Consider the following 23,775-nt stretch of genomic DNA (forward strand, 5'->3'; position numbering starts at 1 on the left):
GTTCGGGACAAAGTGGCGAAATGCGCGCTGTTCCCCACTCTCCGGACCGGCCTCGCCATGGACGGCGGAGTGGCGCGGCCCACACTCCGATTCGCCAGGGCTCACGCCAGCACGCGGATGAGGTCTCCTTCCTGGACCACCTCGAACGCGCCTTCAGGCTTGCGCGTTCATGCGCGAAATTCAAGCTTTTCGCGCATCAAGAGTCGATTACATCCGCAGACGGGAGCGGGCGGCGCTTGCCAGGACCCGCGAACGGGGAGAGTCTGGCCGGGGAACCACCGATCGCAGCCGAGGACCGCCTCATGAAGAAGCTCATCAACAGCGCGGACTCCGTCGTCGCCGACGCGCTCGCCGGAATCGCCGAGGCCCACCCCGGCCTCCGCGTGGACCTGGAGAACAAGATCGTGTACCGCCGGTCCGCGCCCACGCGGGGCAAGGTCGGGCTGGTGTCGGGGGGCGGCTCCGGTCACGAACCGCTGCACGGGGGCTTCGTCGGGCACGGCATGCTCGACGCGGCCTGTCCGGGAGAGATCTTCACCTCACCGGTCCCCGACCAGGTCATCGAGGCCACCAAGGGCGTCGACGGCGGCGCCGGGGTGCTGCACATCGTCAAGAACTACACCGGCGACGTGCTGAACTTCGAGATGGCGGCGGAGCTGTGCGCCGAGGAGGGCATCGAGGTCGCCGTCGTGCTCGTCAACGACGACGTGGCCGTCAAGGACTCCCTCTACACCGCCGGCCGCCGCGGCACCGGCGCGACGGTCTTCGTGGAGAAGATCGCCGGAGCCCTGGCCGAGGAGGGCGCGTCCCTCGCCGAGGTGGCCAAGGTGGGCGAGGAGGTCAACGCGCGCAGCCGCTCGTTCGGCGTGGCCCTGTCCCCCTGCACCGTCCCAGCGGCCGGGAAGCCGACCTTCGAGCTGGCCGGCGACGAGATCGAGCTGGGCATCGGCATCCACGGCGAGCCCGGCCGCACCCGCGCGCCCATCGCCCCGGCCCGCGAGCTGGCCCGCGTCGCCATGGACGCCGTCAACGCCGACATGCCGCTCTCCGGCGACACGCTGGTGCTGGTCAACGGCATGGGCGGCACCCCGCTCATCGAGCTGTACGTCGTCTTCGCCGAGGTCGCCGCCTACCTGCGCGACAAGGGCGCCGAGCCCGCCCGCGCCCTGGTGGGCAACTACGTCACCAGCCTCGACATGCAGGGCTTCTCGGTGAGCGTGTGCAGGCTGACCGACGAGCTCACCCGCCTCTGGGACGCCCCCGTGGAGACCCCCGGCCTCCGCTGGGGCCGGTGACAGCACCACCCGCACCCGCTTCGAGGAGTCGCGAGCCCCATGGACGCCCAGTTCTTCACCGCCTGGATCGAGGAGGTCGCGCGGGCCGTCGGCGCGAACCGCGACCACCTGACGCGGCTCGACGCCGCCATCGGTGACGCCGACCACGGCTCCAACCTGGACCGCGGCTTCACCGCCGTCCGGGAGGCCCTGGCCGCCGCGCCGGGCGGCACCCCGGGAGCCGTCCTCAGCCTCACCGGCACGACGCTGATCCGCAAGGTCGGCGGCGCCTCGGGACCCCTTTACGGGACGGCCTTCCGCGAGCTGGGCAAGGCCCTCGGCTCCGGCGCCGACGTCACGCTCGCCGAGCTGGCGTCCGGCTTCGAGGCGGCCCTCGCGGGCGTGCGGAGGCTCGGCGGCGCGGCCGAGGGCGACAAGACCATGGTGGACGCCCTCGCCCCCGCGTCACGCGCCCTCTCCGCGGCCGTACAGAACGGGACGAAGGCCGAGGAGGCTCTCGACGCCGCCCGCGCGGCGGCGGAGGAGGGCGCCCAGGCGACGATCCCCCTCCAGGCCCGCAAGGGACGCGCCAGCTACCTGGGCGAGCGCAGCATCGGCCACCAGGACCCGGGCGCGGCCTCCACCGCCCTGGTCCTCGCCGCCCTGCACGCGGTGGCCGCCGGATGACCACCCGGGACGGTCTCGTGGGCATCGTCCTCGTCTCGCACAGCGACGCGCTGGCGAGGGAGGCGGTCGCGCTCGCCGTGGGGATCGCCGGACCCGACGTACGGGTGGCGCCCGCGGGGGGCACCGACGACGGCGGGCTCGGCACCAGCCCGGACAAGGTGGCGGCGGCCATCGAGGAGGTCGGCCGGGGAGCCGGGGTCGTGCTCATCCCCGACCTCGGCAGCTCGGTGCTGACGGCCCTCCTTTTCGAGCAACCCGGTCAGGTGGTGATCGCCGACGTCCCCTTCGTCGAGGGCGCCATAGCGGCGGCCGTGGCGGCCGGTATCGGGGCCTCCCTGGAAGGAGTACTGGACGCCGCCGAGGATGCCAGGACATACCGCAAACTATGACGACTAATACCGCAAAAGGGATGGAATTGACGGCTGTGCCGGAAACGCGGCGCAGGTCCGCGTACTGATCCACGGGAAGGCGCACCGGTGCGGAGGCGGCATATGTAAAGATCACCCCATGAAGCGATTAAGTCGTAGGTTGCTGCCCTTTTTCTGCCTACTCGCCCTGGCCGCGGGCGGTGGGGTCGGCGCCGCCGCCGCCGACACGGCAACGGCCGCGAGGACACTGGACGTCCCCACACAGCTCACCGCGATGCGGAAGCTCGACTTCATGGTCGGCCGGTGGGCCGGAGCCGGCTGGACCATCACCAGTTCTGGTGAGCGGCAGGAGTTCACCCAGACCGAGCACGTCCGGCGCCAGGTGAGCGGTCTCGCGCTCTCCGTGGAGGGCGAGGGACGCGACAAGGCGCAGCCGCGGCGGGTCGTGGACACCGCGCTCGCCGTGATCAACTACAACGACCTCACCGGGCAGTACCGCTGGGAGGCGTTCTCCGGGGGCCACGTCACCGAGGTCGTGCCGGTCGTCGGCGACAACCTGTTCCAGTGGAACCTCCAGACGCCCAGCGTGACCATCCGGTACACGCTGAAGTTCACCCGGAGGACCTGGCACGAGGTCGGCGAGTTCAGCCCCGACGGCGGGAAGACCTGGCGGCAGAATTTCCAGATGGACCTGCGCCGCGTGTCCTGAGTTTCCCGGCCCGGCGCTCACCCTCCGCGCACGGAGGAAAGGGTCTGCCGCGCGGTCGCCGCGCCGTAATGCCCTCTCCTCAAAGCACTGATTACTTTCAGGCGTGAGCGCCGGCCGGAGTTACGTATTGCGCATCGCCGGCCGGGCCGATACGTATGCCTCCGGCTGAGTAATACGTATGTTCCGACCTATTCTCGGTTTTGGTCTGGACCGGCTTTGACCCATGGCCGATGATGCATTTGGCCTCCATCCAGTTCAAAAGGAGCACATCATGGGCTTGAACCTCCGAGTGGTCGTCCCCCTGGTCTACGCGGTCGCCGTCATCGTGGCCCTGTTGATCAACAAGACGGCCGGTGGGGTGGTCGCCGTGGCAGGCGCCATCCTGGTCGCCCTGTTCTTCGTGAGCTACGGCCGCAGGGCCAACCGTTCATAGCGGAGTCAGCGCGAACAGCGCGCCCCACGGGTCCTGAAGGATCGTCGCCGGGCCGTGCCGTGCGGCGATCGTGGCGCCGAGGCGCTCGGCCGCGGTGAGCGCGGCCGGGCAGTCGTCCGCCCCGAAGAACGTCACCCACTGCGGCGCGAGCCCGTTACCCGGCCCCTCGGCGGCCGGCGCGGGCCCGCGCGTGCCGAACACGCCGCCGTAGAAGGCGTCGGCCGCGGCCACGTCGCCGGCCCACAGCTCGTGGCGGCACCACGTCCCCGGCTCGCCCACCACCACGATGCCGGCCTCCCGCCGGCCCTCCCAGAACCCCACGGCCGCCCCCGAGGGGTCCACCGCGAACAGCAGCCGCCCGTTGGGGCCCGCGTCGATCGGGCCGAAGACGACCGTGCCGCCGAGCCCCCTGACCCGGCCCGCGACGGCGTCGGCGTCCTTCGTGGCCAGATAGGTGTTCCACGACGCGGGCAGCGCCCGCCCGGGCGGCACCCGGCCGAACCCGCCGACGACGTTCCCGCCCAGGCGGATGAACTCGTACCCGCCCTCGGTGTCGAACCCCCACCCGAACAGCTCGCCGTAGAAGGCCCGGGCGCCCTCGGGATCGAGCGCCGCGTAGTCCACCCAGCACGGCGCGCCCGGCTCATAGTGCTCGTGAATCGGCATGTGCCTCCTCCATCGCGGCCAGCCGCAGGTGGGTGCCGATGTGCGGCGCCACCGTCTCGGGCCGTTCGATCATGCACAGGTGACCGGCCGCGGGGACGGTGACCGTACGGCACCGGGGGACGGTCGCGCGCAGCAGCTCGGCGCTCGCCCTGAAGGTCGCCATGTCCTCGTCGCCGGCCACGACCAGGGTCGCCGCGTGGATGCCGCTGAGGTCCTCGGCGGTGTGCACGTGCCGGCTGAGGCCGTACATCGCGCCGTCGCGCAACTCCCGCCAGGTGTGCCTGGCCACGATGGCGCGCAGCCCGGCCCGCAGGGCGGGGTGCCGCTCGGTGCCGCGGAAGATGTCGGGCGGCGACGTCATCCACAGGTCGGCGAGCTCCTCGCCGGTCGCGCCCCGGCGCGCGAGCATGGCAAGGGCGCGGTAGTGGTCGCCCGTCCCCGGCTCGGGGGGCGCGCCCGCGATGGTGGGCGAGCCGATGATCAGCCCTCGTACGGTGCGCGGATCGTCGATGGCCATCTGCAGGGCGACCATCGAGCCGATGGACTCCGCCACGACCATGCTCGCCGACTCGGCCCTCGCCAGCTCGGTCAGCTCGGCCGCCAGCATCGTCAGGGACGTCCCGGGGGCGAGCGGCCCGGAGCGGCCGTGGCCGGGCAGGTCGACGCCGATGTGCCGCCAGCCGGGCAGCAGCGCCCACAGCCGTTCCCACACCGACGAGTCCATGGTGTAGCCGTGGATCCACAGGACGGCGAGACCGTCGCCGTGCGTGCGCAGATGCAGGGTCATGACAACGCTCCGAAACTCGCGCAGAACTGGCGGAAGGCGATCACAGGGGCGTCCCCGGCGTCGAGCCGCTGAGGAGCGTCGACGTCCAGGTGGTCCCAGACCACCCGGTCCTGGTCGAAGGCGTAGCGGGCGCCGTGGATCAGGGCGGGCAGCGCGTCGGCCTGGTCGGGCCGCACCCCGATGGCGACCCGGCCCACGCTGCCCTTCTCGCGCGGGATCGCCCCGGTGATGATCGTGTACGGCGCCTGCTCACCGCCCAGCTCGGTGACCACCAGATGCGGGCTGAACGCGCGGGCCACGAACCGGGACGCGAAGTCCAGCCGCCGTTCCTTCTCCCAGGGCGGCGCCTTGGTGCGGAACTCGCCCTCGATGACCAGCTCGCCGTGCTCGCCGAGCGTGGCCCGCATGCCCCGCACCGCGGGCACCAGGTGGACCGAGCGGAAGTGCTCGGCGTCGAAGGCGTTCTCGACGACGTACTCGGCGGGCACGGCCACGGGCTGGATCACCGCACCGACGACCGTCAGATCGGCGGCCACCTGCTTGATCGCCTGCTGGAAGCCCCGGTCGTCGCCCGGGCCGTCGGAGAGCTTGACGAACAGGGCCGCGCCCGCGCGCTCGGTCCGCAGCTCGCCGACAGACCAGCGCCGCGTGCTCTCGCCGAGCGAGATCCGCTTCCCGTGGAACGGGCAGATCACGCAGCCGCCGTCCAGCTTGCCGCCGTATCCGAGATGGGCGCCCCTGTGCGGGCAGGCGCCGTCGAAGACGCGGATCCGCTCGCCCTCGCGGACGGCGATCAGGCTGCGGTTCCCGAGCCGGAGCGGCGTGAGCTCCTCGGTCAGCTCCTCCTCCAGTGCCAGCAGGAACCATCCCCCATGCGGTGTCATCGGCGTCATCGGCATCCCTTCAGCGCCTCGATCACTTCTCTGGCCGCGCGTTCGCCGCTGGCCATGGCCATGTGCACCATGGGCGGGCCTGAGCGGCCCACGGTGGCCTCCCCGGCGAAGAAGAGCGTGCCGCCCATCGGCTCGGCCCAGACCTCGGGCGCCCAGAGCGCCCCCACGCAGGGATAGGTGTAGGCGCCGCCCGCCCACTCGTCGGCGCCCCAGTCGGCGACGTCGACCGCCTCGGGCCGCAGCCCCCGGGTCCAGGGCATCGCCTCGCCCAGCGGCGCGGCAAGCCCGGCGGACGAGCGCGCGACCGCGCGGGCCGCCCTGGCCGCGCGTTCCTTGGCCACGACGAGCACCTCTGGACGGCCCGCCGTGGCGCTGAGGAACCCGAGCCGCCCGCCCGCGTCGAATACGACACGCGACTCGGGGGCGGGGACGGGGTAGGTGACCACGGCGCACCACGCGTCGCCGAGCCGCAGTTCGTACGCGGCGGCCTGCTTGCGCACCGGGAGGTCGTTGACGGCGAGCCTGCCGTCGGCGACCAGAGGGGGCGGGACGGTGATGACGGCCGCGCCCGCGGTGGTGGCGCCTTCGGCGGTCACCACGTCCACGTGGCCGGGAGACCAGGCGACGCGCAGCACCGGGCTGCCCGTCCGCACGTCGAGACCGGTGGCGAACCGCGCGGGCAGCCGGTCGAGACCTCCGGGGATCGCGAACTCGCCCCGGCCCACGCGGTCCGCGCGGCGGCCGGCGGCGATGCCGAGCGCGCTGAGCATGTCCGGGTCGGCCGCCCAGCCCTGCCGGAACCATTCGGCCGTGGCCTCGGCCCCCGAGGAGGCAGCGGGGGCTTCGCGCTTGAGCCACTCGGTGACCGGCACGTCCTCGGTCGCGCCGTCGAGCAGGCGCTCCTCCAGCACCGGCGGAGGCGGCCCGGCCTCGGACAGCACGGCCATGGGCCGCACCTCGTCGCCGAGGAGGACGAAGGCCGTACGCCGGGGCAGGGGTGGCGGGCGTCGCAGGCCGGGCAGCGACCAGATGGGATTGCGGTCCCCGTGCACCACCTGCGCGCCGAGTTCCAGCAGGGAGGGCCGATGGGTCTGGATCCGGCCCCCGATCCGGTCCCTGGCCTCCAGCACGGCGACCGACAGGCCCTCGTCGCGCAGGCGCCGGGCCGCGGTCAGACCGCTGATCCCGGCTCCGATCACGACGACGTCGAGCTGCACCACCGTTCACCCCCTTGTAGTAGTTTGTCCATCGGCATGATCAGGAGGACACGTGATGGCGGCTCCCCGCACCCTGCCAGGCGATCTTGCCCACCCGTTCTCGCCGCGTGGACGGATCGATCCGTACCCGGCGTACCGGTGGCTGCTGGCCAACGACCCGGTCCACTTCGACGCGACCTCGCGCATGTGGCTGCTGACCGGCCACGCCGACTGCTCGCTCGTCCTTCGCGACCCGAGGTTCTCCGCGGCGATGGGCCAGCGGGAGCGGGTCAGGGAGGACGCCCTGCCGCCGTCGATGCTGACCACCGATCCGCCCGAGCACCAGCGGCTCCGCTCGCCGGGGGCGCTGCTGATGGGCCCCGCGGCGGTCCGCGGCGTCGCAGACGGCATCGCGCGCGAGGTGGACGAGCTCCTGGCGGGGCTGGCGGGCCGCACCCGCGTCGAGGCGACGGCGGAGATCGGCGAGCCGCTCGCCACCGGCGTGCTGGCCCTGCTCTTCGGCCTGCCGCCCGCCGACCGCGCGGCCTTCGCCGACCTGGCGCGCCGCGTCTCGGCCAACCTGGACCCCCTCGCCGGCCCGCAGGCGGCGGCGGAGGGGCGGACCGCGATGGGTGACCTCACGCGGTTCCTCGACGCGCGCGCCGGCGGCACCGAGGACTCGCCGTGGGGCAGGCTCGCGGCCGACGACCGGCTCACCCGGCCGGAGAAGCTCGGCATCGCCTCGCTGGCCGTCGTCGGAGGCTGGAAGCCGCTGGCCGAGATGGTGGGCAACGCGCTGTACTGGCTGCTCCCCCGTCCAGAGGTGGTCGAGCAGCTCCTCGGCGGAGGCGACGATTCGGCGGTGACGGCCGTGGACGAGCTGCTCCGCCTGGAGTCGCCGATCCCGTTCACCGCGCGCGTGACGACCGAGGCCGTGGCGCTGGCGGGCGGGACGATCCCCGCGGGTGCCCGGGTGCTCGCGCTGGTCGCGGCGGCGAACCGGGACCCGGCCGTCTTCGACCGGCCGGATGACCTGGTGGTGACCCGCTCGCCCAATCCACACCTCGCCTTCGGCACCGGCACCCATTTCTGCCTGGGTGCTCCTCTGGTCAGGCACGCCGGGGCGCTGCTGCTGCGCGAGCTGCTGCGCCGCTATCCCGGGTTGCGCGCCTCGGGGGCCGCGCCCGTCTGGGCTCCTTCGCTCCTGCCCCGGCGGCTCGACGGCTACTACCTCGCCATCTGAGGGGCGAGCCGCTACTTGACGTTCGCGCCGCGCCAGCGGAAGGTCAGCAGGCTCAGCAGCAGCGAGGCCACGCACCAGGCCGCGAGCACCGCCGCGACCCTGCCCAGCTCCCACGTGCCCGCCGGCTCCACCCTGGCGAAGTCGGCCGGCAGGAACACCGAGCGCAGGCCCTGCGTCATCCACTTGAGCGGGAAGAACGCGGCGATCGTCTGCATCCACGCGGGCAGCTGGCTGTAGGGGAAGAAGACGCCCGAGATGAACTGCAGGATCAGGAACGGCAGCGTGACGATCGCGGGGGCCGACCTGGCGTTCGGGATGGCCGTGCTGAACGCGACGGCGAGCAGCGCGCACGCCATGGCGCCGAGCAGCAGCACCCACAGGAAGGTGATCCAGTGGGCGGCGTTCGACGGCATCGGCAGGTGGAACAGCGCGAGGCCGACCGCCAGCAGGACGACCGACTCCAGCAGCCCGGTCACCACCACGCGGACGATCTTGCCGATGAAGTACGCGGACTTCGGCATCGGCGAGGACGCGAGCCTGCGGATCATGCCGGTGTCCCGCTCGATCGCGATGCTGATCGCCAGGCCGTTGAAGCTGACGCTCATGATGCCGCAGGCGATGATCCCCGCGACGAACATCTGCTTGAAGTCCGTGTGCGTGCCGGGCACGGTGCCCGAGAAGATCGAGCCCAGCACCAGCATCAGCACGATCGGCAGCAGCAGCGTGAAGAACAGCGACTGCCTGTTGCGGAAGAACGACTTCAGCTCCACCGATGACCGGGCCACCGAGGCCCGCCACAGGTTGGAGCTGTGCCCGGCGGTCCGCGCCGCCGGGCCCTGTTCGACCACCGCCATGCCAGGAGTGATCATGGTGTGACCCCCTGATTCTCTCGGATGAGCGTGAGATAGACGTCCTCGAGGGTGGGGCGCTGGATACGCAGGCCCGGCAGCTCGTGGACGCCCGCCTCCGCGGCCCACGGGAGGATCGCCGCGAGCGCCTGCGTCGGATTGTGGGTGTGGAGCGTGACGACCTCGTCGTCCGGCGGATCGACCAGCGCGTCGGCGGGCAACTGCGGAAGGGCCCTGCCCACCAGGCCGCCGACGCGGGTGAAGCCGAGCATGGCCGGGGTGTCGAGGCGCCCGCCCAGCTCGGCGACCGGGCCGACCTCCACGACCTTGCCCGCGACGATGACGGCCGCCCGCTGGGCCAGCGCCTCGACCTCGTCGAGGTAGTGCGTGGTCAGCACGGTGGTCTTGCCGCGCTCGGCGAAGTACCGCACGAGGTCCCACGCTTCGAGGCGGGCGGCGGGGTCGAGGCCGGTGGTGGGCTCATCGAGGAAGATCAGGTCCGGGTCCCCGACGATGCCCACCGCCACGTCCAGGCGGCGCAGCTGGCCGCCCGAGAGCGACTGCGCCTGCTTGTTCTCCTGCTTGCCGAGCCCCACCATCCCGATGGCCTGCGTGACGGGGAGCGGCGCCGGGTAGAACGCCGCGAAGTGCTCGACGACCTCGCGGACCGTCAGGTCGGCGTAGGCGCCCGTGGACTGCGGGACGATGCCGAGCCGGGCGCGCCACTCCGGGGAGTCCTCGGCGGGGTCTCGGCCGAGGACGCGCACGTCACCACCGGTCCGCCGGCGAACCCCTTCGAGGATCTCGACCGTGGTCGTCTTACCCGCGCCGTTCGGCCCCAGCAGGGCGAAGACCTCGCCGGAGTAGACGTCCAGGTCGACGTCCTGGACCGCGCATGCGCTTCCGTACGACTTCTTCAGCCCACGCACGTGAATAGGGTTCGCCTGGTCAACGACCCTGGCCATGACCTGTTCCTCCTCTCGGGGGACCGCCTCGGCGGCGGTCCCCTGCGACGGCCGCGCGGCGCGCGCGGCCGGTGTGCCGGGCGGCTTCTCGTCAGGTGCAGCAGCAGCAAGGGCAGCAGCAGCAGTTGATGTCGATGGCGCTGTCGGGGCTCACGCCGGCCGAGATGGAGTCGAGGTCGCCCTCGCTCAGCTCGGCCATGTCGATCTGCGGCGTCTCCGGGACGTGGAACTCGAAGACCCCGGTCTCGAGGCCCCGCTCCCACAGGCCGACCTGGACGTCGAGGTTGGTGTCGTGGTGCCCCTCGGGCACGGTGCGGACGAGGGTGATCTGGGCGCCCGCGGGCAGCTCCAGCCCGGCTTCGGCGAGCGCCTCGCGGGGGTTGCTGTCGAGCTTGGCCGAGAACTCCTCGCTCGACCAGGCGGTGATGAGGACGCGGGTGTAGGAGTTGACGAATTCGGTGCGCTCTGCGGGATTCAGGGCCATTGAGTCCTCCTGGAACCATTTACCTCTTCGGCGCGGTGCGCCGTCCTGAATGGAGTCTTACATGTCGAATTCAAGCTGCCCAGACTTAATTTCCGAGCGCCGAAGATAAGTATTGAGAGGCCTTGCCCGCTGGGGTACGCTCCAAATGGATCAGCATGAATAATACGACTCCTATCGTACGTATTAAGCATTCGGTAATACGTATTCGGAATCGCATTTCACGTAAGTGATTCGGAGCGCAGATGTCCGGTACGTACGTATCCCCCCGACTACCTCCTGGACCCGGCGGCACCCAGAGCCTGCGCGCGATGCGCGAGGCGCCGCTCGAGTTCGTCACCGCGATGGCGGCCTACGGCGACGTCACGAGGCACGACGCGGACGGCGAGCTGGTGTACATGCTCAACCGCCCCGATCTGGCCAGGTACGTGCTGAAGGAGAACGGGTCCAACTACACCAAGGACCACACGCCGGACGACGACATGCTCCGCCCGCTCCTCGGCAACGGGCTGCTGACCAGCAGCGGCGAGGAGTGGGCAGCGCAGCGGCGCATGTGCGCGCCGGCCTTCCGGCCCGGCGAGGTCGAGAAGTTCGACCAGACCATCACCGACGCGGCCGTCCAGATGCTGCACCGCTGGACCGACGGCCGGCAGGGCCAGGCCGTACGCGTCGACCACGACCTCACGTCGCTCACGCTGACGGTCATCGTGAAGGCCATGCTCGGCACCGACATCGGCGGCGCCGGGGACGGGTTCGGCCGCGCGGTGGACGCGGTCAACCGCTTCATCGGCCACTACGTACCCGGCGACGCGATCGACCCCGCGGATACGGCCGTACGATACGCAGGCTTCCACCAGGCGCGTGCGTTCCTCGACCGGGTGACCCGCGTCATCATCGCGGCCCGGCGTACGGGCGGGGGCGGCGGGCACGACCTGCTCACCTCGATGCTCGCCTCCGGGCACGCGATGTCGGACACCGACCTGCGCGACCAGGTGCTGACGATCATCATGGCCGGGCACGAGACCACGGCCAAGTCGCTGACCTGGACGCTGTACCTGCTCGACCGCCATCCGGACGTGGCCGAGGCGGTGTACGCCGAGATCGACGAGGTGCTGGGCGAGCGGCTGCCGACCGCCGAGGACCTGCCGAGGCTGGACGCGTGCCGCCGGGCCATCCAGGAGGCCATGCGCCTCTACCCGCCCGTGTGGCTCATCTCGCGCCGATCGGTCGAGGCCGACGTCATCGGCGGCTACGACGTGCCCGCCGGCACCCTGGTCTGCGTCAGCCCGTGGGTGCTGCACCGCGACCCAAGGTACTGGGACGATCCCGAGGCGTACCGGCCGGAGCGGTTCGCCGCCGGGCGGGCCGCGGGGCATCTCAGCCACCAGTACCTGCCCTTCGGCGGAGGCCCGCGCATCTGCGTAGGGCAGCATTTCGCGCTGGTGGAGGCGACCCTCGTGCTCGCCGTGATCCTGCGTACGGTGCGCCTTGAGCTGGTCGAGGGCTTCCCCGTGGAACCCGAGGCCCTGGTCACCCTGCGGCCCCGGCACGGCATGATGATGATCCCGAGGCAGAGATGACGGCGCCGGAGGCCTCGGTACGCAGGGCGGGTTCCTACGACGCGGCCAACACGACGTGGGGCGGGCTCGACGGTGAGCTGGCCCGGCTGGAGACCCAGGCGGCCCTCTCCTTCGACGAGGAGCTGCGCATCATGCGCGACCTCGGGCTCGCGGGGGCGGGTCCGCTGCTGGAGCTGGGCGCCGGGTCAGGAGCCGTCACCCGCAGGCTGCGCGCCGCCGAGCCCGATCTGCCCATCGTGGCCGCCGACATCGACGAGAAGGTGCTGGCGCACGCCGCCGGCGCGGGAGCGCCGCTGCTCCTGGGCGACGCCGCCCGGCTGCCCCTGCGTACGGGAAGCGTCGGCGGCGTCCTGCTGAGATACGTACTGCAGCACGTGGCCGACCCCGCGCCGGTGGTCGCCGAGGCGCTGCGCGTGCTGCGCCCCGGCGGCCTGCTGGTCGTCGTCGAGGTCGACAGCATGCTGTGGGGGCTGGCCGACCCCATGTACCCCGAGCTGGCCTCGGTGCACGGCACGATGGCGGCCGCCCAGCGCGGCGCCGGAGGGGACCGCCAGATCGGCAGGAAGCTCACCCGGCTGCTGCGCGGGGCGGGCTTCGGCGACGTCGTGCTGAGACCGTTCGCCACAACCAACGACGACCACCCGACGGAGGCCTTCGCGCCGCACCTCGGGCCGGAGCGGCTGGTGCCGCTGGTGGCGTCGGGCGCGCTGTCGATGGCCCAGCTCGCCCTGGCGACCGACCGGTGGAACCGGTTCCGCGCCGACCCGGACGCCTGGGTCATGCTGCTCGGCTTCGTCGTCGCCGGAACCGCACCGGGCGGCCCGGCCGGATCACCTTGGAGGAACAGATGAGCCCGTTCTGGAAGATCTTCATCGCGATCTTCTGCTACATCAGCGCGATCGTGGGCCTTGGGCTGGCGATCGCCAACGCCAGCCAGAGACCGCCGTCCACGACGACGGCCGTGATCTACGGAGTCGCCGGCATCGTCTTCCTGGCCGGAGGCATCGTGCTCAGCCGCAGGCCTCGCTACTAGGAGACCGTCAGGTGGTGGCCGGTCGCCCGCGTTCGACGCGGACGCACCGGCCTTTCCTGGTGCGGAAGGGAGCGGCGCTCACGTGGGGTCGATGGGCCGGACCTCCACGATGTCGCCCGGCGCGTAGGGCATCTTCCGCGCCCACATCTCGGCCTCCTCGGCGGAGTCGACCTGGATGATCCAGAGCCCGCCGATCTGCTCGCGCCCGACGGCGTACGGACCGGGAACGGCGGGCCCGTCCGGTCTGACCAGCTTGGCCGTGCGGGATCTGGTCAGGCCGGCGCCGTACTTGACGATGACGCCCGACTCGACCATCGCGCGGCCGAACTCACGGTGCCCCTGAGCCATGCGCTCACGCTCGGCCTCGCTGAACGCGTCCCACAGCATCTCGTCGCCGTGGATCAGCAGGAGAAAATCCATCTCGCGTTGTCCTCCCTCTCGGGTCTGCCCGCGGACGCATATCCGCGAGCCGGACCTCGAGGCGCGGGGGCGGGCCGCTGAGGCCGTCGTTCCACTGTCATCTTCCACGGTGGCGGCGACGCAACTCAACCGAGTTGCCCAGGCTCAAGAGGAAGTAGTGAACGGTTATCGAGCCGTTATGTCACATCTGCCGTCTGGCCAGACGGGCGAACAGCCCCTCGGTGTCGGCGACCAGCTCGTCGTACTGACCCTGCTGGACGATCCGGCCGCCGTCGAGCACCACGATCTTGTCGGCGTCCTTGATGGTGGACAGCCGGTGGGCGATCACGACGCGGGTGGCGTTGAGCTGGCGGGTGCTCTCGGCGACGACGTTCTGCGTGGGGTTGTCCAGGGCGCTGGTGGCCTCGTCGAAGAAGACGATACGGGGCCGGGAGACCAGCGCCCGGGCGATCATGATCCGCTGGCGCTGGCCGCCCGACAGGGTGTTGGTCCCCTCCGACAGCACCGTGTGCATGCCCATCGGCATGGCCGTGATGTCGTCGGAGACGCCGGCCATGGTCGCCGCCTCCCACGCGTCGTCGACCGTGTGGTTGGTGCTGCCGATGATGTTCTGCCGGATGTCCCCGGCGAGCAGGGCGCCGTTCTGCAGGACGACGCCGCACTGCCGCCGGACCGCGCCGATGTCGAGCTCCCCGAGGTCCTGGCCGTCGTAGAGCACGGTGCCCGCGACCGGCTGCTCGAAGCCGAGCAGGAGCCGCAGGATGGTGGACTTGCCGCTGCCCGTGGGGCCCACGATCGCGACGAACTCGCCGGGGTCCACCGACAGGTCGACGTCGCTCAGCACGAGCGGGCCGTCCTCGCCGTACCTGAAGGACACCCGGGAGAAGGCGATGCGGCCGGACAGGTCGCCGGGGTCGGCCTTGCCGGTGAGCTCCTCGGGCTCGGTGGCGAGGATCGGGCGCAGCTTCTCCAGCATCGGGACGACGCTCATCGCGGTGATCACGGCGCCGGTGAACTGCAGCACCGAGGCGATGAGCAGGTTGAACGCGGCGAAGAACGCCAGGAAGACGGTGATCGGCAGCTCGCCGTGCAGCGGCCCCGCCACCACGGCGAAGATGAGGACCGAGCAGACCAGCGGGAACCCGGCGCTGAACGTCGTCACCAGGTTCTGCAGCCGCCGCGCCGACGCGGACGTGCTGCGGGTCTGCAGGAAGTCGCGGTTCCACACGCTGAACGCCTGGTCCTCGGCCGCCGCCACCCGCAGTTTCGGCACGGCGGTGAGGAGCTGGAACACCCGCGAGGAGAGCCGCTGCTCCTGCTCGTACAGGCGGCGTTGCAGGCGCACCTCGAAGTATCCGGCGACCGCGCACACAAGGACGCTGACCAGCACGAGCAGGGTGGCGATCACGGCCATCCTGCCGTCGTAGAAGAACACGAGCACGAGGTTGGCGAGCCCCCCGAAGAGCCCGAGCGTCGCGGTGGTCACGACGCCGGAGAGCATCTCCTGCGCCGCGCTCACCCCGAGCACGGTCGTGCCGAGCTGACCGGTGGAGTACTGGGCGAAGAACGTGGCGGGAAGCGACAGCAACCTGGTCCAGGCCCCGGCCTGCAACCGGGCCGACGAACGTCCCTCGATGCGCAGCGCCGCGATGTTCTGCACGATGGTGAGCGCGCCGGCCACGAACGCGCCCCCGATGACCAGCAGCGACCCCTGCACGATGAGGTCGCGGTCGGCCCGCGCGACGAACGTGCCGAGGACGAGCCCGGTCATGGAGGGCACCAGCAGGCCGATGATCGCCACGAGCGTCCCGAGGGAAGCCAGCACCCAGAAGTCGCGGCGGTTGCGCGCCAGCCCGAACCGCAGCAGCCCGGCCACCGTGTGGACCTCGCGCGGCAGCGGCTGGTAGAGCACCTCGGCGCGGTTGGACAGCGTCGCGGCCACCGCGGGGGTGACGGGGGTGACCCGGCTCTGGCCCGGCTGCGCGAGCACGTAGTGCGAGCCGATCGGCAGCAGCGCCACGGGCGTCTCGTCGCCCTTGTGGAAGCCGACCATCGGGCCGAGGTCCTGCTTCCACCACCCCTCCTCCAGCCGTACGGACCGGGTGCGCACGCCGGAGGCGAGCGCGATGGTCTGCAGCGGGTCGATCTGCCTGCCGTGGGAGCCGCCCGGCGGGGGCGCGGTGACGCGGAACCCCCCGTGGGAGGCGACGAGCCTGGCCGCGGCCAGCGCGGGCGAGTCGGTGGTGACGTCGGCCAGGCGCACCCTGGCCTCGGTGTCGCGCACCAGCGTGTCGAAGCCCCGCCGGGCCGTGCGCAGGACGTCCTTCTCCCGCTCGTTCCTGCGGGCGAGCATCTCCAGCTCTCGCGCGCCCTGCCGTTCGACCCGGCGGTCCACGGTGTACAGAAAGCGGGTCGCGTACTCCACCCACCTGGCCCAGATCGTCTCGTCGGCCAGCAGCTCCCACGTCGACCTGGCGCGCAGCCTGGCGGGTCCCATGGCGACCAGCCAGTCCCGCTCGGTCACGCAGATGTGCGCGCCCGCGGTGAGCCGGCCGGCGACGCCCTCGGGCATCTCCACCACGCCGTCCTCGACGCCGACCCAGCACAGGCCGTCGACCGACCGGGTCGCCGCGCCGTCGGCGAGGTCGGTGGGCTCGCCCGGCGCCAGCGCGACGAACTCGCGCGGGGGCAGGCTGCTGCGCATGGCCTGGGCCAGCGAGACGATGCCCGCCTCCAGGCCCCTGACGAACTGCTTGACGGCCACCTCGTGCTCGGCGGGAGGCAGGGGGCCGGATGCCGCCGGGCCGGTGGCGGACAGCCCCCGCAGCCGGCCCAGCGGCATCCGGGACACCCGGGTGCCCGGCACGGGACGGCCCACGATGCTGTGCTTGGGGCCCTTGGGAGCGCCGAGCAGCAGCGAGCCCTCGCTGATCCTGCACAGGAAGTTCCACCGGCCCACGGGCCGGCCGTCCTCCAGCCGCACCGCGAACAGGTCGACGGCCCCCTCCTCGACCAGGAGCACCTCGCGCAGGTCGGACACCACGAGCAGGCGGTCGGCCGAGTAGTCCACGGGCGTCGCGGCCTCGGCGAAGAACGGCGCGAATCCGGTCATGGTCAACCCCTGTCGCCGTTGCTGTGTGCGTTCTCGATGAGCCTGGCGTAGTGGCCGCCGGCGGCGAGCAGCTCCTCGTGGCGGCCACGCTCGACCACCTCGCCCTTGTCGAGCACGAGGATCTCGTCCGCGTCCCTGATGGTGGACAGGCGGTGCGCGATGATGAGGCAGCCGCAGCCTCGGCGGCGCAGGTTGTCGGCGATGATCCGCTCGGTCTCCGGGTCCAGCGCGCTGGTCGCCTCGTCCAGCACCAGCAGGGTCGGCTGGATCGACAGGGCCCTCGCCAGTTCCAGCCGCTGGCGCTGGCCGCCGCTGAAGTTGCGCCCGCCCTCGCGGACGCCGCTGTTCAGACCGCCGGGCCGGGCGGCGATCACGTCGAAGATGGCCGCGTCGCGCAGCGCCGCGATCGCCACCTCGTCGCTGATGTCGTCGCTCCACAGCGTCAGGTTGTCGCGCACGGTCCCCTCGAACAGCGAGATGTCCTGGTCGACGTAGGCGATGGACGACGCCAGGGCCAGGCGGGAGAGCTCCGACCTCGGGCGGCCGTCCAGCAGCACCTGGCCGGCCGCGGGCACGTACAGGCCGGCGGCCAGCTTGCCGACGGTCGACTTGCCGCTGCCCGAATGGCCGACGATCGCCACCCGGCGGCCCGGCACGATCGAGAACGACAGGTCCTTGACCACCGGGGGGGCGATCGGGTTGTAGCCGAAGGACACGTGCGAGAACTCCATGCAGCCGTCCAGGCGGCCGTCCATGGCCTGGCCGGGTCTCGGCTCGAAGCACTGCGCGACCGGATAGCGCTCGACGTCGTACAGGCGGTTGATGTCCGCGGAGATGTTCTGGAGCTGCCCGCCCAGGTTGGTGAGCTGTGTCACCGGCCGGGACAGGGAGTTGAGCAGCGTCTGGAAGGCCACCAGCATGCCGACGCTGATCACCCCGTCGACCACGCGCAGCCCGCCGATGAGCAGGATGAGCCCGCTGTTGATCCCGGCCAGCAGCGGAGGCACCACGGTGAGCGTGGCGGTCGCCACGCCGAGCCGCTGCTTGGCGGTGACGGCCTTGGCGAGGAACCCCGACCAGCGCTGGAAGGCGTTCGGCTCGGCGCCGGTGGCCTTGACGGTCTCGATGAGCTGCAGGGTGTTGAAGGTCGTGGACGTCAGGTTGCCGATGTCCGCGCGCAGCGCCGCCACCGCGTCCGTACGGGCCCTTGAGACCCGCCGGAGCACGAGGATGTTCAGCATCGCCATGGCGACCCCGAGCAGGCCCAGGGTCAGGTCGTACCTGATCAGGATCACCGCGTAGAACAGCACGAGCACCAGGTTGATGACGGTGATCGCCAGGTCGCGGGAGAGGACCTCGGCGACCATGTCGTTGGCCTGCACCCGCTTGGCCACCTCGGCCGGGCGGCGCTGCAGGTAGAACTCCACCGGCAGCCGCAGCAGATGCCGGAAGAAGCGGGCCGAGCTGACCAGCCCGAACCTGATCTCCAGCCGCAGCAGGTAGTGCCGCTGCACGGAGGTCAGCACGAACACCGAGACCGCGGTCACCGCCATCCCGAGCAGCAGGGGGTACAGGAAGTCGGGGTCGCGCCCGGACAGGATCCGGTCGATGAACAGACGGCTGAAGGCCGGCCCGACGATGCCGGGGACCACCAGGATCAGGCTGGCCAGCAGGATCAGCGGCAGCGCCCGGCCGGACGGCATCCGCCGCGACAGCAGGGCCTGGCCCACCCGGGTGGGACGCCCGCCGGGCTCGAAGTCGGGGCCGGGCTCGAACGACAGCACCACGCCGGTGAAGCCGGAGTCGAAGTCCTCCCAGTCGATCAGGCGGGGGCCGCTGGCCGGGTCGTTGACCGCGACGACCTTCTTGCCGAACCTGGTGCGCACCCCCTCCACGACCATGAAGTGCTGGAACGCCCAGAAGATGATCACCGGCTTGGCGGTGGCGGCCAGGTCCGCGGCCTCCATCTGGAAGCCCCTGGCGATCAGGCCGTAGCGCCGCGCCGCTGCGATGACGCTGGAGGCCTTGGCGCCGTCACGGGAGACGCCGCAGGCCGACCGCAGCTCCTCCAGCGGGACGAACTTCCCGTAGTAGCCGAGGATCATCGACAGGGAGGCGGCGCCGCACTCGACCGCCTCCATCTGGATCACCGTCGGAGTGCTGCTCCGCCACCTCCCCCAGCCCCCCTTGGACTCCTTGGGCTTCTTGGAATCCTTGGCGGCGGCCGGGCGCCGGGGCCCACCCCCCTCCGGGGCGAGGGGTGGGCTCGCGGTGGCTTGGCTCATTCGTCTCTTCTCCTTGCGCCGTGACGGGTGCCGCTCAGCGGCCGAGGAGCAGGTCGAACAGCGTCTGACCGCCCAGGTTGATCGAGCCCGTGACGTTGACCTGCGACTGGAGCCGCATCGGCGGTCCCGACTTGGTGGACCAGGCGTATCCCGAGGTCGTGACCGGGTCCCGCTCCAGGTCGACGATCACCAGGCGGGGCGGGGCGCCCGTGAGGTAGCCGCGCGCGGCCGCCTCGCCGCCGACCAGGTCGGCCACCCCCTCAAGCATCAGCGGGTACGTGCTCACCGACGCGACCCGGCCGCGCAGCAGCCCGAAGGCCCCCGGCGGGGCCGAGGAGACCGCGAGGTCGACCTCCCTGCCCGGGACGACGCCCAGCGTGCGGTCGGCCGGCACGAACAGCATCGCCACCAGCCGGTCGTTGGGCGCGTCTGTGCGCTCGATGGTCATGAGGTCCTCGCCCGGCGTGACCATGTGCCCGTCGTCGGCCGTGGCGGCCACCACGTGCCCGGTGAACGGGCTCTTGATCAGGCGCGAGGTGTCGTCGAGCTGGACGACCTCCGCGACCGCCTGGCCGCGCTGCACCGTGTCGTCCGGGTGGACGAACATCGACCGGACCATCCCCGCGTACGGGCTCTGCAGCTGCGCAGTCCCGCCGGGGTGGGTGAGCAGGCCGGTGGCGGACACCGTGATCGGCATCCGGCCGACGAAGGCCCACGCGGTCACCGCGGCGACGATGATGAGCACGACGAACGTGGCGATCCATCCGCGCGGAGAGGCCAGCAGGGTCGGGGAGTCGAGCTCGTCGGGCTCCCGCATCCGCTGGAGCGCCTTGTACCGGAATTTCATCGTCCATCACCGCTTGCTGCCGAGGACCAGCTCGCCCACGCTGCCCTCGGTGAGGTAGTCGAGCCCGCTGGCGGCGGCGAAGTCGCCCGCGTCCCCGCCGCCGAGGCCGCACACCGCCAGGTTCATGGCGGTGCCCACGAGGTAGAGCGTCTGGTACAGCACGCCGACGTGCTTGAGCACCAGGGAGTAGGCGATCGTCTCGTACTTCCACATCACCCGGCCGAAGCGGGCGGTGACCACGAGCAGCACCTGCGGGTCGGCCTCCAGCAGGGCGGACGCCCTGGCCCGCCGCACCAGGACCTGGGTGGCCGGGCCGGGCTCCGCGACCCGCTCCAGGGCGTGCCCGGCCGTGTCGTAGTGCCACAGGCCGGGCTCGATCCCCTGGCACGACACCACCAGCGGGTAGACCTCCAGCTCGTGGATGGAACCGCCGGAGGGGTAGGGCCGGTCGACGAGCTCCTGCCCGTCGGGCGCCGTGAACCCGTCGCGCCGCCGCATCGACCGGTACAGCAGCTCCCCGAGCTGGGCGACCGTGATCGGGGACGCGGGGTCGTGCTCGCGCACCGAGCGTCGCCGTTCGAGGGTTTCCGTCAGGGTCGGATCGGACTTGGCCGCGAGCTCCATGTCGGGCGGCACGAGCTGGATCCGCGGGCCGTCGAACGCCGCGGGAGCGGCGGGCAGCGGGCCGAAGTCCGGCCCGAGCGGGTACGTCCCGCCGTACCGGCCGGTGACGCGGGGTCCCCGGCTGTGGGCGTGCTGCCAGAGGTCGCGCGGGGTCCACTGCGCGTGCGACTGGTCCTCGTCCTCGGAGGTGCGGGTCAGCAGCCCGGCGGCGTCGAAGTACCGCAGCAGCTGATCGACCGGCAGGCCGGGCAGGGCCTCGGCCAGCTCGGCCGGGGTGGTCCAGCCGGCGAGCGCGCCGAGGATCCCGGCCGTCGCGGGAGCCAGCTCGACGACGCTCGCGTGGCGCGGGGAGCGCACCACAAGCGCGCCGCCCTCGGCGGTCGCGACGGCGAACCTCGACAGCTTCACCCTGGTGTCCGGGGCCGGCGCGGCGGCGGGCTCCAGCGGCCCGGAGCCGACCGGCCGCAGCCTGGCGCCGTCCACGCTGTACTCCAGCAGCCCGCCCCTGGCCAGGCGGCGCAGCAGCATGTTCCAGCGGAGCAGCCCTGCCTCCCCGTCGCCCTCGACCACCGCCGCGGTGAGGCCGGCCTCGGTCATGTCCCCGGCGGCGAGCGCGCCGAGGGCCGCCACCGTGCCGGGAGGAAGGTCGCGCAGCCCGAAGGCGCCCACGGGCGCGGACACCCGCAGGGAGCCGTCGGACTCCGCCAGTTCCGCGTCGCGGCGGAGCCGTACCTTTGTCTGGGTCACAACTGCTCCTCCGGGTTCAGAAGAAGACGCTCGTGGGATTGAGCTGGTCTTCGGTGCTCGCCTGTGGCACCCAGCCGAGCTCGGCCGGCACGTCGTACAGGCGTCCGGAGCCGAGCCGCCGCCAGAAGTGCCGCATGCCGGGCGCGATCATCCGCACGACGTTGAGGTCCAGGTCGGGGCGGGTCTGGTCGACCACGATGACCTCGATGCCGCACGCCTTCGCGCGCGCCACGCACGTCTCGACGTCCCTGGCGAGGTCCTCGCCGTCGACCCTGGCGTAGTCGGCCGGCGTGCGCGGGCGCTGCGACGGGTCGGGCACCAGCCACGGCTCGTTCGCCAGCTTGGTCTCCTTCCACCAGGCCAGGGTGGCGATGTCGTTGTCCAGGTACAGGGTGTTGCCCTGCTCGTCGCGCCGTTCGACCGAGGGGAGGAACTGGTTGACCTCGGTCAGCGTCCTGATCGCCGCGATCCGCGGGTCGAGGTGGGCGCCGAAGCCGACGATGACGTCCTCGACCGGGTGGCCGATCCGGTGGGAGACCCCGACGAAGGCGGGGATGCCCAGGTCGGTGGTGATGTCGAGGAGCCAGATGCTGCGGCCCATCCGCTCGTAGAACTCGCGCAGCGTGTCGACGTAGGGGTCGCGCAGCGAGTCGAGGTCGAAGGCGGGGCGCCGTGCCCGGTTGTACCACCACAGGGCCACCGCGTCGCGCTCGACGAGCTCGCAGAACCCCTGGAGGATCGCCTCCTCCATCGAGTTGCCCGACGCGTTGCCGTTGGAGTCGCCCACGCAGTAGAAGTGGCGTTCCAGGTCGGGGTGGCCGTACCACGCGTACCCGGAGGGGATGAGCCGCTCGCGCTCGTCGGTGAGCGACCACGCGGGCGACCAGTCGATCGGCAGCTCGGTGCGGAACTTCTCCGGCACCAGATGCAGCCGGTGGCTCGGGTCCTTGTTCCATTCGTCGCGCCCGGCGTACTGCGACGGGGAGAAGTGCAGCAGGGACTCCACGTGGACGGCGACGGCCGGGTCGAGGTCGGCGTAGGCGGCCTTGCGTACGGGCTCCTCGCCACGCCACACGCCCGAGTACCGCTCGATGGCCTCGCACAGGGCACTGACCTTGGCCTGGATCTCGGTGCGGCCCTTGCCGCCGCTCTGCCCGCGAAGGTTGCGGCGGAGCAGGTCCATGTTGTCGCCGACCATGGCGAAGTTGTGGCCGGCGGTGAAGCTGTAGGTGACGCCGTTGTCGTACTCGGCGAAGGTGTGCAGCCGGGTGACGGCCCCGATGAGCGGGCTGATGTGCCGCTGCAGCCGCTCGTACGTCGCCGCGGGCGGTTCGATGCGGTATCCGCCGTCGGTGATGTGGCGCGCGTCGCGCGACGACAGCACCACCTTCGGGCTGCGCTCGGTGACCAGCGTCGGGTCGCCGCAGGCGGGGCACTGCGGCAGCCGGACCACGGTGTGCTCGGTGGCGGCCAGCGTGCGCAGGTCGATCGTGGTCATCTTGCCTTCGAGCCGCGACGGCGCGCCCGTGGCGGCGATGCGGGCGAGCTCCACCGCGAGCAGCCCGCCGACCAGGGACGATCCCGCCGGGATCGCCTCCAGCGCGGGGTGGTACGGAGTGCCGTTGCCGTGCTTGCCGGCCAGGTAACGCTCCACCTGGCGGTTGCCGGTGATCCGCTGGGACAGGCACGCCCAGCAGCCGGTGCGTCCCGGCTGGATCACGGGCCCGGCCCACAGCGTCAGCCCGGTCGGCTTCACCAGCGCCCACGGGTGCTCGGCGGCGAGGTAGGCGGCGTTGAGCCGTTCGAGCGCCGGGTCGAGGTAGTCGTTGACGACGATCAGGGACAGGGCTCCGCCGGGCGCCTCGGCCTCCTCGTCGACCTGCGCGAGGCGGACGCGCAGCCCGTGCTCGCGCAGTTGCGCGATCACCGCGTCCGGGTCGGCGCCGTCGCCCGCCACCACCGTGAATTCGGTGTCCGCGAGGGCCTTCTGGACGGTCTTGGGGTCGATTCCCTGCGCGTCCCAATACGCGAGCGTGCTGTCCGGCCAATCGGGCCGCCCGTCCGCCAGGTGCCCCAAAGCGTCGAATTTACGGATGGCGATGATGACTTGGGTAAGTGATAATTCTGTGCCCAGTGCCGCCGCGATATCGGCTATCGTGTGGCGTCCGTCGAGGTAGGGGAGCACCTTGACGCACTCGGCTCCCTTGATGAGGTAGTGCTGACCTTCGGCCAGAAGGAACACCTTCGATCCCTCGACCACCTGGGCCGCGAAGTGTGCTTTGAGGCGTGGGCGATCCATGGCGCTCCCCGTATGGGCTCAATTCCATTTGATCGCAGAGTCGCATCGGGCCAGGACCGATGTAAAGACGTAATTCCGGCATACGTATTCGGACGTCCCTATAAGCGCGACGTACGGATGCGTATCAGTCAAATGCGTACGACGCCCTCCGTCGCGGGTTCGCCTACGCGTCCGGGTAAGCGCCGCCCGGGTGGCCCAGGACGGCACCCAGCGTGTTGCGTATCCCGACAAACGGGTTAATTTAAGGCGATAGGTCACTTTGGTGGCACATTAGGTAT

22 protein-coding genes are annotated in these 23,775 nt (G+C 71.6%); 9 read left to right on the forward strand and 13 right to left on the reverse strand.

Annotation, left to right across the window (positions count from 1 at the left end):
• Positions 1 to 302 precede the first annotated feature (302 nt).
• From dhaK to OG589_RS20595, 5 genes are all read left to right on the forward strand, one after another.
• Entirely contained in the window at positions 303 to 1,295 is a 993-nt protein-coding gene (gene dhaK / locus OG589_RS20575; protein WP_405151369.1) for a dihydroxyacetone kinase subunit DhaK, read from the forward strand.
• Positions 1,296 to 1,334: 39 nt separating this feature from the next.
• Positions 1,335 to 1,961, forward strand: coding sequence for a dihydroxyacetone kinase subunit DhaL (dhaL, locus tag OG589_RS20580; protein WP_405151371.1), 627 nt, complete (start codon positions 1,335 to 1,337; stop codon positions 1,959 to 1,961).
• On the forward strand, positions 1,958 to 2,350 hold the full coding sequence (gene dhaM / locus OG589_RS20585; protein WP_405151372.1) for a dihydroxyacetone kinase phosphoryl donor subunit DhaM: 393 nt from the start codon (positions 1,958 to 1,960) through the stop codon (positions 2,348 to 2,350). The genes dhaL and dhaM overlap by 4 nt, the downstream gene beginning before the upstream one ends.
• Positions 2,351 to 2,489: 139 nt before the next feature.
• Complete coding sequence (locus OG589_RS20590; protein ID WP_405151374.1) at positions 2,490 to 3,038, forward strand: hypothetical protein; 549 nt, start codon at positions 2,490 to 2,492, stop codon at positions 3,036 to 3,038.
• Positions 3,039 to 3,309: 271 nt separating this feature from the next.
• Positions 3,310 to 3,471, forward strand: a complete 162-nt coding sequence (locus OG589_RS20595) for a hypothetical protein (RefSeq protein ID WP_405151375.1) — start codon at positions 3,310 to 3,312, stop codon at positions 3,469 to 3,471.
• On the opposite strand, the gene OG589_RS20600 is transcribed toward OG589_RS20595, so the two are convergent.
• From OG589_RS20600 to OG589_RS20615, 4 genes are read right to left on the reverse strand one after another with little or no spacing between them, the layout of a single operon-like run.
• On the reverse strand, positions 3,466 to 4,137 hold the full coding sequence (locus OG589_RS20600; protein ID WP_405151377.1) for a VOC family protein: 672 nt from the start codon (positions 4,135 to 4,137) through the stop codon (positions 3,466 to 3,468). The genes OG589_RS20595 and OG589_RS20600 overlap by 6 nt on opposite strands.
• The gene (locus OG589_RS20605) at positions 4,115 to 4,924 is read right to left on the reverse strand and encodes an alpha/beta fold hydrolase (protein ID WP_405151379.1); all 810 of its coding nucleotides are present in this window, start codon (positions 4,922 to 4,924) and stop codon (positions 4,115 to 4,117) included. The genes OG589_RS20600 and OG589_RS20605 overlap by 23 nt, the downstream gene beginning before the upstream one ends.
• Positions 4,921 to 5,817 (reverse strand): Rieske 2Fe-2S domain-containing protein, encoded by an 897-nt coding sequence (locus OG589_RS20610; RefSeq protein ID WP_405151381.1) that lies wholly within the window; start codon positions 5,815 to 5,817, stop codon positions 4,921 to 4,923. Before OG589_RS20610 ends, OG589_RS20605 begins: the two co-directional genes overlap by 4 nt.
• Positions 5,814 to 7,037: a flavin monoamine oxidase family protein gene (locus OG589_RS20615; protein ID WP_405151383.1), complete on the reverse strand. Its 1,224-nt coding sequence runs from the start codon at positions 7,035 to 7,037 to the stop codon at positions 5,814 to 5,816. Before OG589_RS20615 ends, OG589_RS20610 begins: the two co-directional genes overlap by 4 nt.
• Before the next feature lie 52 nt (positions 7,038 to 7,089).
• On the opposite strand from OG589_RS20615, the gene OG589_RS20620 reads away from it, so the two are divergent.
• Positions 7,090 to 8,256 carry a cytochrome P450 gene (locus OG589_RS20620; RefSeq protein ID WP_405151385.1) on the forward strand — a complete coding sequence of 389 codons (1,167 nt, stop codon included), beginning with the start codon at positions 7,090 to 7,092 and terminating at the stop codon, positions 8,254 to 8,256.
• A gap of 11 nt (positions 8,257 to 8,267) precedes the next feature.
• Here OG589_RS20620 and OG589_RS20625 read toward each other — a convergent pair whose 3' ends face one another.
• From OG589_RS20625 to OG589_RS20635, 3 genes are all read right to left on the reverse strand, one after another.
• On the reverse strand, positions 8,268 to 9,125 hold the full coding sequence (locus OG589_RS20625) for an ABC transporter permease (RefSeq protein WP_405151387.1): 858 nt from the start codon (positions 9,123 to 9,125) through the stop codon (positions 8,268 to 8,270).
• Positions 9,122 to 10,069: an ABC transporter ATP-binding protein gene (locus OG589_RS20630; RefSeq protein WP_405151389.1), complete on the reverse strand. Its 948-nt coding sequence runs from the start codon at positions 10,067 to 10,069 to the stop codon at positions 9,122 to 9,124. Before OG589_RS20630 ends, OG589_RS20625 begins: the two co-directional genes overlap by 4 nt.
• 91 nt (positions 10,070 to 10,160) lie before the next feature.
• Positions 10,161 to 10,553 (reverse strand): hypothetical protein, encoded by a 393-nt coding sequence (locus OG589_RS20635; RefSeq protein ID WP_405151391.1) that lies wholly within the window; start codon positions 10,551 to 10,553, stop codon positions 10,161 to 10,163.
• Between the two features lie 242 nt (positions 10,554 to 10,795).
• On the opposite strand from OG589_RS20635, the gene OG589_RS20640 reads away from it, so the two are divergent.
• From OG589_RS20640 to OG589_RS20650, 3 genes are read left to right on the forward strand one after another with little or no spacing between them, the layout of a single operon-like run.
• Positions 10,796 to 12,130 carry a cytochrome P450 gene (locus tag OG589_RS20640; protein WP_405151393.1) on the forward strand — a complete coding sequence of 445 codons (1,335 nt, stop codon included), beginning with the start codon at positions 10,796 to 10,798 and terminating at the stop codon, positions 12,128 to 12,130.
• Complete coding sequence (locus tag OG589_RS20645) at positions 12,127 to 12,981, forward strand: class I SAM-dependent methyltransferase (RefSeq protein ID WP_405151395.1); 855 nt, start codon at positions 12,127 to 12,129, stop codon at positions 12,979 to 12,981. Before OG589_RS20640 ends, OG589_RS20645 begins: the two co-directional genes overlap by 4 nt.
• On the forward strand, positions 12,978 to 13,163 hold the full coding sequence (locus OG589_RS20650; RefSeq protein ID WP_405151397.1) for a hypothetical protein: 186 nt from the start codon (positions 12,978 to 12,980) through the stop codon (positions 13,161 to 13,163). The genes OG589_RS20645 and OG589_RS20650 overlap by 4 nt, the downstream gene beginning before the upstream one ends.
• A 78-nt stretch (positions 13,164 to 13,241) precedes the next feature.
• Here the strand turns inward: OG589_RS20650 and OG589_RS20655 are convergent, their stop codons facing one another.
• The 6 genes from OG589_RS20655 to OG589_RS20680 form a co-directional block, all read right to left on the reverse strand.
• Entirely contained in the window at positions 13,242 to 13,583 is a 342-nt protein-coding gene (locus OG589_RS20655) for a YciI family protein (protein ID WP_405151399.1), read from the reverse strand.
• 181 nt (positions 13,584 to 13,764) lie between these two features.
• Positions 13,765 to 16,695: an NHLP bacteriocin export ABC transporter permease/ATPase subunit gene (locus OG589_RS20660; protein ID WP_405151401.1), complete on the reverse strand. Its 2,931-nt coding sequence runs from the start codon at positions 16,693 to 16,695 to the stop codon at positions 13,765 to 13,767.
• 2 nt (positions 16,696 to 16,697) lie between these two features.
• On the reverse strand, positions 16,698 to 18,980 hold the full coding sequence (locus OG589_RS20665) for an NHLP family bacteriocin export ABC transporter peptidase/permease/ATPase subunit (RefSeq protein WP_405151403.1): 2,283 nt from the start codon (positions 18,978 to 18,980) through the stop codon (positions 16,698 to 16,700).
• Between the two features lie 34 nt (positions 18,981 to 19,014).
• Positions 19,015 to 19,827 (reverse strand): HlyD family efflux transporter periplasmic adaptor subunit, encoded by an 813-nt coding sequence (locus tag OG589_RS20670; protein ID WP_405151405.1) that lies wholly within the window; start codon positions 19,825 to 19,827, stop codon positions 19,015 to 19,017.
• A 6-nt stretch (positions 19,828 to 19,833) separates the two neighbouring features.
• Entirely contained in the window at positions 19,834 to 21,198 is a 1,365-nt protein-coding gene (locus OG589_RS20675) for a SagB family peptide dehydrogenase (RefSeq protein ID WP_405151407.1), read from the reverse strand.
• A 16-nt stretch (positions 21,199 to 21,214) separates the two neighbouring features.
• On the reverse strand, positions 21,215 to 23,497 hold the full coding sequence (locus OG589_RS20680) for a TOMM precursor leader peptide-binding protein (protein WP_405151409.1): 2,283 nt from the start codon (positions 23,495 to 23,497) through the stop codon (positions 21,215 to 21,217).
• Positions 23,498 to 23,775: the final 278 nt, after the last annotated feature.

Origin of the sequence: Sphaerisporangium sp. NBC_01403 (genome assembly GCF_045040145.1) — a bacterium.
GTDB classification, from domain to species: domain Bacteria; phylum Actinomycetota; class Actinomycetes; order Streptosporangiales; family Streptosporangiaceae; genus Sphaerisporangium; species Sphaerisporangium viridialbum.